Source organism: Oceanitalea stevensii, from assembly GCF_014837105.1.
Taxonomy (GTDB): Bacteria; Actinomycetota; Actinomycetes; order Actinomycetales; family Actinomycetaceae; genus Oceanitalea; species Oceanitalea stevensii.
In genome coordinates this window covers 738,217-749,651 of sequence record NZ_JACSPO010000001.1, presented here as the reverse complement: position 1 = coordinate 749,651, position 11,435 = coordinate 738,217, and the positions used below count along the sequence as shown (strand labels likewise).

The window sequence follows — 11,435 nt, the reverse complement described above, 5'->3', positions numbered from 1 at the left end:
GGCGCGCCGGGACTTTATGGGGAACGCCGACGGGCCCCCCCCCCCGGGGGGGGTCGCCTGGTCCCGCAGCACCGTGAGATCGGCGTACCGCGAGGAGAAGTGGGTGAGGAGGAGCGTGCGCGCTCCCCCGGCGGCGGCGAGCGCGCCGGCCTGCCCGGCGGTGAGGTGGCGGTACTCGCGGGCGAGCTCGGCGTCCTCGTCGGAGAAGGTCGACTCGGCGACGAGGAAGTCGGCGCCCTCGGCGAGCTCCTCGGCCCCCGCGCACGGCGCGGTGTCCATGACGAAGGCGAAGCGCTGCCCGCGGCGCGGCACGCTCACGTCCTCCAGCGCCACCCCGCCCAGGCGGCCCTCGCGCTGCAACCGCCCGACGTCCGGGCCGCTGAGCCCCGCGGCGGCGAGCCGCTCGGGCAGCAGCGTGCGCGCGTCGGGCTCGACGAGGCGGTAGCCGTAGGTCTCCACCCGGTGGTGCAGCGGCCGCACCTCGAGCCCGGGCGCCACCTCCCCGGCGGACCCGTGCGGGTGGAGGTGCAGGTCCAGCCCGGGCGTCGCGACGGACACGAGCGCCCTCACCACCTCCTCCCCGCTCGCCGGGTAGTGGAGGTGGACGGGGTGCGTGACGCCGTCGAGCACCATCCGCGACAGGACGCCGGGCAGGCCGTAGCAGTGGTCGCCGTGGACGTGGGTGAGGCAGATGTGGTGGACCTGCGTGGCCGACACCCCGGCGTGGATCATCTGCCGCTGCGTGCCCTCGCCCGGGTCGAGGAGGTAGCCGCGCCCGTCCCACAGGAGCAGGTAGCCGTTGTGGTTGCGCGTGCGGGTGGGCACCTGTGACGCGGTGCCGAGGACGACGAGCTCACGCACGGCCGGCCGCCGGGGGGTGGGAGGTCATGCCGTCGGATCGTAGTCGGGGAGTCCTCCCCATCGCCGGGCCGGTGCCCGGGGCACTAGGTTCGCCCGCATGATCATCTTCGGCCTCAAGGGCTACGCCGACCTCGTCGCGACCCTCACCATGCTGTGCCCGCGCTGCCACAACCCCGCCGCGCACCGGCTCCACAAGCTCCGCCGGAAGTTCTCGCTGTTCTTCGTGCCGCTGTTCGTCGTGTCGACGCGCTACGTCATGGACTGCACCTTCTGCGGGCTGCAGCACGCGTACTCGAAGGCGGAGGGCAGCGAGCTCGAGGAGCGGTTCGCGGCCGGCCCGCAGGCACCGGCCCCCGCGCCGGTCCCCCCGCTCCCGCCCGCGGCGCACCAGCGCGCCGACTACCCCGCCTCGCCGCCTCCGGCCGGCTGAGCCTGCCCCGGGCGGCGCGCGACGGCGAGGAACACCGAGTAGGTGACTCCCTCGCGGTCGATCGTGCCGCAGTCGCGCACGACGACGTCGACGAGGCCCTCCGCCTCGAGCCGGGCGGTCAGCTCCGTCCGGTCGAAGCCGTCGTGGCCGTCGAAGTCGTGCTGGTGGAACTGGCCGTGCTCCGCGCGGTCGAGGTCCGCGATGCACAGGTGGCCGCCCGGCGCGAGGAGCTCGGCCAGTCCGGCGAGCACCCGGTCCAGGGCCCGCACGTGGTGCAGGACGAGGGAGGCGACGGCGAGGTCGAAGCGCTCGGCCGGCACCTCGTCGGTCTCGAGGTCGAGGTCCCACACCCGTCCGCCCGGCAACCGCCGCGAGGCCACCTTCTCCGTGAGCACCGCCCGCATGCCGGCGGAGCTGTCCGCGAGCGTGGCCGGACCCACGCGGGCGCCGAGTGCCTCGGAGACGAGGCCGGTCCCGGCGCCGTACTCGAGGAGCCGCGTGCCCGGGCGCAGCGGGACCGCGGCCGCGACGGCCTCGGCCACCTCCCGGGCGCGCTCCACCTTGGCAGGGTCGCGGTCCCAGTCGGCCGCCTTGTCGTCGAAGTTCCCCATGGCTCCAGCGTGGCACGTGCGCGCGGCCCGAGACACCCGTCCACCCGCCCGCGCGTGGCCGATAGCCTCGGGGCGCGCCGGCCGAGAGTGCCGGGCACCGGACCGACCAAGGAGCACATGCGTGACCGTGACCAGCGACCTCCAGGACTTCATCACCGGCCTGCCGAAGGCGGAGCTGCACCTGCACATCGAGGGCACCCTGGAGCCCGAGCTGAAGTTCGCCCTCGCCCAGCGCAACGGGATCGAGCTCGAGCACAGCTCCGCGGAGGAGGTCCGCGCCTCCTACGACTTCGACTCGCTGTCCTCCTTCCTCACGGTCTACTACGACTCGATGCGGGTGCTCGTCACCGCCGACGACTTCTACGACCTCGCGACGGCGTACCTCACCAAGGCCGCGAGCCAGCACGTCCGCTACGCCGAGATCTTCTTCGACCCCCAGGCCCACACCTCGCGCGGCGTGCCCTTCGAGACGGTCATCGGCGGCCTGCGCCGGGCCCTGGTCGACGCGCGCCGCGACCTCGGCATCCACGCCGAGCTCATCATGTGCTTCCTGCGTGACTTCACCGCCGAGCACGCGATGAGCACCCTCATGGAGTCCCTTCCCTACCGCGACTGGATCCTCGGCGTCGGCCTGGACTCCGACGAGCGCGGCAACCCGCCCGCGAAGTTCGCCGCCGTCTTCGCGCGCGCCCGCCAGGAGGGCTACCTCCTCACGATGCACTGCGACATCGACCAGGAGGGCACCCACGAGCACATCCGCCAGGTGATCGAGGACATCCGCGTCGACCGGATCGACCACGGGTCCAACGCCTTCGAGCGCCCCGAGCTCGTCGCGGCGATCAAGGAGCGCGGCCTCGGCCTCACCTGCTGCCCGATCTCCAACGGCTGGGTCGTCGACGGCGTCAAGGAGACCGAGATCGTCGGCCTGCTCGAGCAGGGCGTCAAGGTCACCCTCAACTCCGACGACCCCGCCTACTTCGGCGGGTACGTCGCGGAGAACTACGTGCGCCTCGCCGAGGTCGCCGGCCTGGGCCGTGAGCAGCTCGTCCTGCTCGCCCGCAACTCCTTCGACATCGCCTGGCTCAGCGGCCGGGAGCGCGAGCAGTACCTCGCCGAGCTCGAGGCCTACGCCGCCGGCGCCTGACCGGCGAAGGCGCCCCCGCCGCCGAGGACCCGCGCGCTGAAGCGCTCGGCGATCCGGCGGTGGGTGGGGCCGTCGGGGTGCAGCTCGTCCGGCAGCGGCAGCTCGGCGTAGTCCTCCGGACCGTAGAGCCCGGTGCCGTCGAGGTAGACGAGGTGCGGGTCGGTCGCCGCGCGCTGCGCGACGATCCCGGCGAGCTCCTCACGCACGACGGCGAGGGTGAGCCTCCCGGCAGCGACCTCGGCCGGGTCGCCGGTGGCGCGGAAGGCGGTGCGTCCCGCGGCGAGGGCCTCGAGGTCGAAGGCGCCGGGGCCCGGCGTGTGCTCGTGGATCGGCGTGTACAGCGGGGAGACGACGAGCAGGGGTGCCGTCGGGTGCCCCTCCCGCAGGGTGTCGAGGAAGCCGTGGACCGCCGGTCCGAAGGCGCGACGGCGCATGACGTCCCCGCCCACGACGTTGATGCCGATCTTCACGCTGAGCAGGTCCGCCGGCGTGTCACGCATCGTCCGGGCGACGAAGGGGTCGAGGACCGCGCTGCCGCTGAAGCCGAGGTTGACGAGCTCCAGACCCGCCCCGCGCGCGACGAGCGCGGGCCACGTCCCCGTGGGGTGCTCGGCGTTGGAGCCGTGGCTGATCGAGCTGCCGTGGTGCAGCCACACCGGCCGTCCGCTCCCCGTGGCGGGCGCGACCGGGGCGTCGGTGCGCAGCGCGACGAGCTCGACCGTCTCGTTGTGGGGCAGCCACAGCTCGAGGTCCTTGTCCCCCGCCGGCAGGCCGGTGAAGCGCACGGTGCCCACCTCGCCGGGCCGGTGCTCGGTGGCGCCGGAGGCGGGGTCGATGGTGACGGTGGTGGCGGTGGGGGCGACCGACTGAGCCACCAGGACGCCGTCGGCGAGGAGGTCGAAGACGCCCTCGGGCCGGGGCGGCGCACCGCGGAAGCCGTACCGGGTGGGCAGGACGTCCAGCTCGACGGCGGTGGCCGCGGTCCGCAGCGCAAGCCGGGCGCCCGCCGGCTGACCCTCGGCGAGGTGGAGCTGCGGGTCGGCGCACTGGGCCCGCGCCCACGCCGGCAGCCGGTGCGGCACCACTCCGTGGGCGCCCTGCTCGAGCTCCAGGACACCGCGCAGGACGTCGGTGGTGATCGGGGTGGTGGTCCAGCTCTGGCTCACGCCGCCTGCTTCCTCTCGCCCGTGCCGCTCGCCGGTCACGGCGGCGCACAGCACCGTACCGCGCGGACCGGGACCGCCCGCAAGGTGTGTGCGTCGTCCCCTTCGCTCGTCCCGAGGCGTAGAAAGGGCGACGCAGGTCCGGGAAGGGCGACCCAGGCGGTGGGCGGGCCTCGCGCCCGAGGGGCCTAGTCCCGGCGGCCGCGAATGAGCCGGCGCACGCCTGCTACCGCGGCGGCGCCGGCGAGCAGCCAGGGGCCGGCGACGAGGACGGGGTCGATCCACTGGTGGTTGACGTCCGCCCGCTTGCTGTCCCGGCGTGCGGCGAGCCCGTCGTGCGTCAGCTCGGTCCTCACGCCGGTCTCGGTGACCGGGTTGTCGGGCCGGCCGCTCGCGAGGGACCGCACGTGGCTCTCGATCGCGTCGACCCGGTCCGCGGCGATGAGGAGCAGCCAGTGCGCGGCGCGGGCCTCGCTGTACCGCTCGTAGGAGTAGCGGCGGATGACGCCGGACAGCCCGTGCAGCGGCGCGACCGTGCCGAAGACCGGGGTGAGCCGCATGTGCTCGATGGACCGCTCGCGCGGGGAGGTCTCCTCCTGCTGCTCGGGCAGGTCCCAGTGCGCGCCGGTCGGCTCGTCACGCTCCTTGGGGTAGGAGGGCCGGTCGGCGGGGTCGAGGTCGACGCCCCACCCGGGGATCCGGGCGCGCAGCTCCTCGGCCGAGGGCACCGGCGGTGCGGCGGAGGTGTAGACGGGGATGCGCTCGCTCATGGTCTGTCTCCTCTCAGCTCGCGCTGGGCACGATCAGGGGCTTGATGCAGCCGTCGAGCTTGGCCGAGAAGAGGTGGTAGCCCTCGGCGATGTGCTCGAGCGGGATGCGGTGGGTGACGATCTCGCTGGGCTTGAGGTACCCGTTCCTGATGTGCTCGAACAGCCGGGCCCACTGGCGCTTGACCGGCGCCTGGTTCATCCGCAGGGTGAGGCCCTTGTTGAGGGCGTCGCCGAACTTCACGGCGCTGAAGATGGGACCGTACGCCCCCATGACCGAGATGGTGCCGCCCTTGCGGACGCCGTCGATGGCCCAGTTGAGCGCGACCGGCGAGCCGCCCTGGAGCTTGAGCTTGGACGCGGTGACGTGCTGGAGGAAGTTGCCGTCCGCCTCGGCGCCCACGGCGTCGATGGCGACGTCGGCGCCCAGTCCGTCGGTGGTCCGCTTGAGGTGGACGACGACGTCGTCGAGCTCGGCGAAGTTCACCGTCTCCGCGTGGGCGAAGGTGCGGGCCTTCTCCAGCCGGTACTCGAGGTGGTCGATGACGATGACCCGGGCGGCGCCCATGAACCACGCGGTCTTGGCGGCGATGAGGCCGATGGGCCCAGCGCCGAAGACCGCGACGGTGTCGCCCTCGCGGATCTCCCCCAGCTGGGCGCCGAAGTAGCCGGTGGCGACGGCGTCGGTGAGGAGGACGGCGTCCTCGTCGTCCATCCAGTCCGGGATGATCGTCGGGCCGACGTCGGCGAAGGGCACCCGGACGTACTCGGCCTGGCCGCCGTCGTAGCCGCCGGTCGTGTGGGAGTAGCCGTAGATGCCGCCGACGGCGGTCGCGTTGGGGTTGACGTTGTGGCAGTTCGACAGCAGCCCGCGGGAGCAGAAGTAGCAGGACCCGCACGAGATGTTGAAGGGGACCATGACCCGGTCCCCCGGCTTGAGGTTCTGCACCGAGGAGCCGACCTCGTGGACGACGCCGATGAACTCGTGGCCGAAGGTGGTCCCGACCCGCGTGTCCGGCATCATCCCGTGGTAGAGGTGCAGGTCGGAGCCGCAGATGGCGGCCAGCTGCACCTTGACGATCGCGTCGTTCGGGTGCTCGATCCGGGGGATGTCCTTCTCCTCCACGCGGATCTTGTACGGGCCGCGGTAGACCATCGCGCGCACGGTCGCCTCCTCCATGTCGTCGGGGCAGTCAGGGTGACACGGGGCACGGCAAGCCGCGCGTCGGGCGGGGTGACCGCGACGCGGGACGGGGGTTCAGAGCGGTGGTTAGGTGAGGCTAACCTTAGCGCTGCTCGGGCAGGTGACCCGGGCCTCACCGCACCGAAAGGTTCTTCCATGACGCGCGCTACCCGTGTGCTCGCCGCCTCCGCGGCCCTCGCGGCCGGACTCGCCGCCTGCTCGGCTGCCGAGCCCGCCCCCGAGTCCAGCACCCCCGCCGCGGAGGACTGGTCCCCCGTGACCATCGAGCACGCCCTGGGCACGACGACGATCGAGAGCCGCCCCGAGCGGGTCGCCACCGTCAGCTGGGCCAACCACGAGGTCCCGCTCGCCCTGGGCATCGTGCCCGTCGGGATGGCCGCCGCGAACTTCGGCGACGACGACGGCGACGGCCTGCTCCCGTGGGTGGAGGAGGCTCTCACCGAGCTGGACGCCCAGGCGCCGGTGCTCTTCGACGAGACCGACGGCATCGACTTCGAAGCCGTGGCCGACACGGCGCCGGACGTCATCCTCGCCGCCTACTCCGGGCTCACCCAGGAGGACTACGACACGCTCTCGGAGATCGCCCCCGTCGTCGCCTACCCGGAGACCGCCTGGGGGACGTCCTGGCGCGACATGATCGAGCTCAACAGCGCCGGCCTCGGGATGGCCGAGGAGGGCGCGGCCCTCGTCGCCGAGCTCGAGGAGGAGATCGCCGACGCCGCGGCGGCCGCGCCGCAGCTGGCCGGGACGAGCGCCATGTTCCTCACCCACGTCGACACGACGGACCTCAGCGAGGTGAGCTTCTACACCACCCACGACACGCGGGCGATGTTCTTCGAGGACCTCGGCCTCACGGTCCCACCGAGCGTCGCGGAGCTCTCCGCGCAGACCGACCGCTTCGCCCTCACCCACAGCGCCGAGCAGGCCGACGCCTTCGACGACGTCGACCTCATCGTCACCTACGGCGGCGAGGAGCTCGTCGCGGCCCTCGAGGCCGACCCGCTGCTCTCGCAGATGCCCGCCGTGGCCAACGGCGCGATCGTCAGCCTGCCGGGCGACGGGCCGCTCGGCACCGCGGCCAACCCCACGCCGCTGTCGATCTCGTGGGTCCTGGAGGACTACGTCGCGCTGCTGGCCCAGGCGGCCGACGCGGGCGCGTGAGCCGCACCGCCACCCTGGCTCCGGCGCCGGGCGTCGTCGACCGGCGCCACCCCGCGCGGGGGCGCGCCCGGTGGCTGCTCGTCGTCCTCGGCGTGCTCGCCCTCCTCGTCGTCACGTCCGTCATGGTCGGCTCCCGTCAGGTCGGCTGGCTCGACGCCGTCGCCGCCCTCGGTGGCTCGCTCGAGGGCTTCGACCAGGCGGCGGTGGCCAAGCGCACCCCCCGCACGCTGCTCGCGGTCGCCGCGGGCGCGGCGCTCGGTGTCTCGGGTGCCGTCATGCAGGGCGTGACCCGCAACCCGCTGGCAGACCCGGGGATCCTCGGCGTCAACACCGGCGCGTCCCTCGCCGTCGTCGTCGGCATCGCCTTCTTCGGGCTTACGTCCGCCGCCAGCACCGCCTGGGTCGCGATCGGCGGTGCCGGCGCCACCGCGGTGGCCGTCTACGCGATCGGTTCACTCGGCCGCGGTGGCGCCACCCCGCTCAAGCTGGCTCTCGCGGGCGCGGCGACCTCGGCGGCGCTCGCCTCCCTCGTCAGTGCCGTCGTCCTGGGCCGCAACGACATCGCCGACGGCGCGCGGTCCTGGCAGATCGGCGGTGTGGGCGGGGGGAGCTACGCGGCCCTCGCACAGGTGGGGCCCTTCCTCGCGGTCGGCCTCGTCCTGTGCCTGCTCAGCGCCCGGGGCCTGAACTCCCTCGCGCTCGGGGACGACCTCGCCGCCGGCCTCGGCGAACGGGTGGCCCTCACCCGTGGCCTCGCCGCCCTCGGTGCCGTCACCCTGTGCGGTGCGACCACCGCGGTCACGGGGCCGATCGCCTTCGTCGGACTGGTCGTCCCGCACGCGTGCCGGCTCCTCGTCGGGGTGGACCACCGGTGGCTGCTGCCCTTCTCCGCCGTCGTCGGTGCCGGTCTGCTCACCGCGGCCGACGTCCTCGGCCGGGTCGTCGCCCGTCCCGCCGAGCTCGCCGTCGGGATCGTCACCGCCTTCGTCGGTGCCCCCGTCTTCATCTGGGTCGTCCGCCGCCAGAAGGTGAGCGCGCTGTGACCCTGTCCCCCACCGTCGCCGCCGTCGCCCGTGGTCGCGCGGACCGCGCACGGCACCACCGCCGGGTGCTCGTCGTCCTCGCGGCGCTCGTCGGGGCGGCCTTCCTCCTCAGCCTCATGGTCGGGCAGACCTTCTACCCGCCCGGCGAGGTCCTGCGCGTGGTCCTCGGCGACGAGGTGCCGGGCGCGAGCTTCACCGTCGGGCGGCTGCGCCTCCCGCGCGCGGTCCTCGCCCTGCTCGTGGGCCTGTGCTTCGGGCTCGGCGGGGTCACCTTCCAGACGATGCTGCGCAACCCCCTCGCGAGCCCGGACATCATCGGGATCAGCTCGGGCGCGAGCGCGGCCGCCGTCGTCGCCATCGTCCTGCTCGGGCTGGAGCCGACGGCGGTGTCGGTCGTCGCCATCGCCGGCGGGCTGCTCGTCGCGCTGCTCGTCCAGCTCCTCGCCCACCGGGGCGGGGGCGCCGGCACCCGGCTCATCCTCGTCGGCATCGGTGTCGCGGCGATGCTCGACAGCGTCACGTCCTACGTCCTGGCCCAGGCCGCCGAGTGGGACCTGCAGGAAGCGACGCGGTGGCTCACCGGCAGCCTCAACGGCGCCGGGTGGCGGCAGGTCGTCCCGGTGCTCGGTGCCGTCCTTGTCCTCGGCCCGGCGCTTCTCGCGCTGTCCCGCAACCTCACCGCCACCCAGCTCGGGGACGACACCGCCGCCGCGCTCGGCGTGCGGGTGGGCCGCACCCGCCTCGCCGTCGTCGTCCTTGCCGTCGGGATCATCGCCTTCGCGACGGCGGCTGCCGGACCGGTCGCCTTCGTCGCCTTCCTCTCCGGACCGATCGCCGCTCGGGTCACCGGCCGCGGAGGGTCGCTGCTCCTGCCGGCGGCCCTCGTCGGCGCACTCCTCGTCCTCGTCGCGGACCTCGCCGCGCAGCTCGTCCTCCCCGTCCGCTACCCGGTGGGCGTCGTCACCGGCGTGCTCGGCGCGCCGTACCTCGTCTACCTCATCGTCCGCACCAACCGTGCTGGGGGCTCACTGTGACCACCGACCACCACCTGACCGCCGAGGGCCTCACCCTCGGCTACGGCGAGCGCGTCGTCATCGGCGGCCTCGACCTCGCGGTCCCGCCCGGCCGGGTGACCGCCGTCGTCGGGGCCAACGCGTGCGGGAAGTCGACGCTGCTGCGTGCCATGGCCCGGCTGCTCGTCCCCCGCGCCGGGCGCGTCGTCCTCGACGGCAAGGAGGTGCACCGCACGCCGGCCAAGGCTTTGGCCCGCGTCCTCGGCCTGCTCCCCCAGTCCCCCTTGGCGCCGGAGGGCATCACCGTCGCCGATCTCGTGGGCCGCGGGCGGCACCCCCACCAGGGGCTGCTGTCGCGGTGGAGCCGGGAGGACGACGTCGCGGTGGCAGCGGCGCTGGACGCCACCGGCACGGCCGACCTCGCCGACCGGCACGTCGACGAGCTGTCCGGCGGCCAGCGCCAGCGCGTGTGGATCGCCATGGCGCTGGCGCAGCAGACCGACGTGCTCCTGCTGGACGAGCCGACGACCTTCCTCGACGTCAGTCACCAGGTCGAGGTCCTCGACCTGCTCACCGACCTCAACCGCAGCCGCGGCACGACCGTGGTCATGGTGCTCCACGACCTCAACCTCGCCGCCCGCTACGCCGACCACCTCATCGCTCTCGCCGGCGGCCGTCCCTACGCCGTCGGCGACCCGGCGGAGGTGCTCACCGAGGAGATGGTGCGCGCCGTGTTCGGCATCGACAGCCGAGTCATCACCGACCCGACGTCGGGGCGCCCGCTCATGCTCCCGCTGGGGCGCCACCACGTGCGGGCGCCCGTGGGCTGAGCGGGCGGGGACGGCTGCGGTGGTACCACCCGACGAGGAGCATGACGGCGAGCAGCACCTCGGCGCCGTCGCCCCCGTAGTACATGAGCTGTGCGCCGGCCTCGGCGTGAGCCGTGCCGCCGTGGTGGTGGCCATCCACGGCGCGGGCGTAGAGGGCCTTGGCGACGTAGGCGTGCGTACCGGCGGCGACGACGAGCACCCCGAGCCGCAGCGGCAGCCCGGGCCGGTGCGGCGCCGGGTCCGGGCCGGCGACCGCCCACGTGTAGAGCCAGCCCGCGAGGAGGAAGTGGAGGAGGACGACGGCGGTGAGGGCCGGGCTCTCCGCGGCCCGCTCGTGGAGCGGGGTGAGGTAGAGGAGGACCATCGCGCCGACGTTGAGGACCGCCGCCACCACGGGGTGGGCGAGCACGCGGAGCGGGCCGCTGCGGAGCAGGGCCGAGAGCCGCCGTGCACCGCTCGTCGGCAGGGAGCCGAGGGCGAGCCGGACCGGCGCGGCGGCCACGAGCCCGAGGGGCGCGTACATCCCGAGGAGCAGGTGCTGGGCCATGTGGGCGCGGTGGTCCGTGGTCGTCGCCTCCGCGAGCGGCGGCGCCAGCGCGGCCGCGACGGTGAGCGCACCGGCCGCCCAGAGCCCGGTGCGCCACGCGGGCCACGGCGGCAGGCCGGCCGGTCGGCGGGCGAGGAGCCCGAGGTAGCCGCCGAGCAGCACGACGGCGGCCAGGGCGCTGGGCAGCCAGGTCACGTGCGCCGCGCGCGCAGGAGCAGGAGGACACCGGCCAGGGCGAGCAGCACCGCCGAGGCGAGCCAGGCGGCGTCGTAGGGCAGCAGCTCGACGTCGTAGCGCACCTGGTGCAGGCGCAGCACCTTGTGGACGACGACGCCGTCGACGAGCTGGAAGCCACTGGCCCCGAGGAGGAAGCCGGCGACCGCCGCGCCGCGGTGGAGCGCGCGGCGCCGGGAGAGGTCGGCGACGAGGAAGATCCCCGCGACGAGCATGATGAGCTCGGCGGCGTGCAGCAGGCCGTCGGTCACCAGCCCCACCTCCGGGGTGGAGCGGTCGTAGAAGTGGTGCCAGCCGAGGACCTGGTGGAAGACGATCTCGTCGACGGCCGCCATGACGCCCACCCCGACGAGCGCGGCGACCCACGCCGAGCGTCGGCGGTCCCGTCCGTCCATCTCCCGCTCCCTCCCCGTCGGTGGGCCACGAG

At 74.2% G+C, this 11,435-nt stretch carries 13 protein-coding genes; 6 read left to right on the top strand and 7 right to left on the bottom strand.

Translation table 11 applies throughout. The features are described 5' to 3' along the window. The coding region (locus H9624_RS03490; RefSeq protein ID WP_251838500.1) for a ribonuclease Z at window positions 1–861 on the bottom strand (861 nt) is incomplete at its 3' end. A 97-nt stretch (window positions 862–958) separates the two neighbouring features. Here H9624_RS03490 and H9624_RS03485 point away from each other — a divergent pair. Next, window positions 959–1,291 (top strand): zinc-ribbon domain-containing protein, encoded by a 333-nt coding sequence (locus tag H9624_RS03485; RefSeq protein ID WP_251838499.1) that lies wholly within the window; start codon window positions 959–961, stop codon window positions 1,289–1,291. Here H9624_RS03485 and H9624_RS03480 read toward each other — a convergent pair. Next, window positions 1,261–1,902, bottom strand: coding sequence for a class I SAM-dependent DNA methyltransferase (locus H9624_RS03480; RefSeq protein ID WP_251838498.1), 642 nt, complete (start codon window positions 1,900–1,902; stop codon window positions 1,261–1,263). The genes H9624_RS03485 and H9624_RS03480 overlap by 31 nt on opposite strands. Before the next feature lie 121 nt (window positions 1,903–2,023). On the opposite strand from H9624_RS03480, the gene H9624_RS03475 reads away from it, so the two are divergent. Further along, window positions 2,024–3,046, top strand: coding sequence for an adenosine deaminase (locus H9624_RS03475; protein ID WP_251838497.1), 1,023 nt, complete (start codon window positions 2,024–2,026; stop codon window positions 3,044–3,046). On the opposite strand, the gene H9624_RS03470 is transcribed toward H9624_RS03475, so the two are convergent. From H9624_RS03470 to H9624_RS03460, 3 genes are all read right to left on the bottom strand, one after another. Then, window positions 3,028–4,212, bottom strand: a complete 1,185-nt coding sequence (locus tag H9624_RS03470) for an SGNH/GDSL hydrolase family protein (protein WP_251838496.1) — start codon at window positions 4,210–4,212, stop codon at window positions 3,028–3,030. The genes H9624_RS03475 and H9624_RS03470 overlap by 19 nt on opposite strands. A 185-nt stretch (window positions 4,213–4,397) precedes the next feature. Beyond that, window positions 4,398–4,979: a hypothetical protein gene (locus H9624_RS03465; protein ID WP_251838495.1), complete on the bottom strand. Its 582-nt coding sequence runs from the start codon at window positions 4,977–4,979 to the stop codon at window positions 4,398–4,400. Window positions 4,980–4,992: 13 nt separating this feature from the next. Beyond that, complete coding sequence (locus tag H9624_RS03460; RefSeq protein WP_251838494.1) at window positions 4,993–6,141, bottom strand: zinc-dependent alcohol dehydrogenase; 1,149 nt, start codon at window positions 6,139–6,141, stop codon at window positions 4,993–4,995. Between the two features lie 174 nt (window positions 6,142–6,315). Here H9624_RS03460 and H9624_RS03455 point away from each other — a divergent pair, with 174 nt between their 5' ends. The 4 genes from H9624_RS03455 to H9624_RS03440 are packed head-to-tail and all read left to right on the top strand — an operon-like array spanning window position 6,316 to window position 10,227. Next, window positions 6,316–7,341: an ABC transporter substrate-binding protein gene (locus H9624_RS03455; RefSeq protein ID WP_251838493.1), complete on the top strand. Its 1,026-nt coding sequence runs from the start codon at window positions 6,316–6,318 to the stop codon at window positions 7,339–7,341. Then, window positions 7,338–8,384 (top strand): FecCD family ABC transporter permease, encoded by a 1,047-nt coding sequence (locus H9624_RS03450; RefSeq protein WP_251838492.1) that lies wholly within the window; start codon window positions 7,338–7,340, stop codon window positions 8,382–8,384. Before H9624_RS03455 ends, H9624_RS03450 begins: the two co-directional genes overlap by 4 nt. Beyond that, a complete protein-coding gene (locus H9624_RS03445) occupies window positions 8,381–9,418 on the top strand; it encodes a FecCD family ABC transporter permease (RefSeq protein ID WP_251838491.1) in 1,038 nt (345 codons plus the stop codon). Before H9624_RS03450 ends, H9624_RS03445 begins: the two co-directional genes overlap by 4 nt. Then, the gene (locus H9624_RS03440) at window positions 9,415–10,227 is read left to right on the top strand and encodes an ABC transporter ATP-binding protein (RefSeq protein WP_251838490.1); all 813 of its coding nucleotides are present in this window, start codon (window positions 9,415–9,417) and stop codon (window positions 10,225–10,227) included. The genes H9624_RS03445 and H9624_RS03440 overlap by 4 nt, the downstream gene beginning before the upstream one ends. On the opposite strand, the gene H9624_RS03435 is transcribed toward H9624_RS03440, so the two are convergent. Beyond that, window positions 10,181–10,969, bottom strand: coding sequence for a cytochrome c oxidase assembly protein (locus H9624_RS03435; RefSeq protein WP_251838489.1), 789 nt, complete (start codon window positions 10,967–10,969; stop codon window positions 10,181–10,183). The genes H9624_RS03440 and H9624_RS03435 overlap by 47 nt on opposite strands. After that, window positions 10,966–11,403: a DUF2243 domain-containing protein gene (locus tag H9624_RS03430; protein ID WP_251838488.1), complete on the bottom strand. Its 438-nt coding sequence runs from the start codon at window positions 11,401–11,403 to the stop codon at window positions 10,966–10,968. Before H9624_RS03430 ends, H9624_RS03435 begins: the two co-directional genes overlap by 4 nt. Window positions 11,404–11,435 lie beyond the last annotated feature (32 nt).

Bases quoted from the DNA above. Each gene is read 5' to 3' on its own strand.
- H9624_RS03485 (WP_251838499.1), top strand. From the start codon at position 959: ATGATCATCTTCGGCCTCAAGGGCTACGCCGACCTCGTCGCGACCCTC.
- H9624_RS03480 (WP_251838498.1), bottom strand. From the start codon at position 1,902: ATGGGGAACTTCGACGACAAGGCGGCCGACTGGGACCGCGACCCTGCC.
- H9624_RS03465 (WP_251838495.1), bottom strand. From the start codon at position 4,979: ATGAGCGAGCGCATCCCCGTCTACACCTCCGCCGCACCGCCGGTGCCC.
- H9624_RS03455 (WP_251838493.1), top strand. From the start codon at position 6,316: ATGACGCGCGCTACCCGTGTGCTCGCCGCCTCCGCGGCCCTCGCGGCC.
- H9624_RS03430 (WP_251838488.1), bottom strand. From the start codon at position 11,403: ATGGACGGACGGGACCGCCGACGCTCGGCGTGGGTCGCCGCGCTCGTC.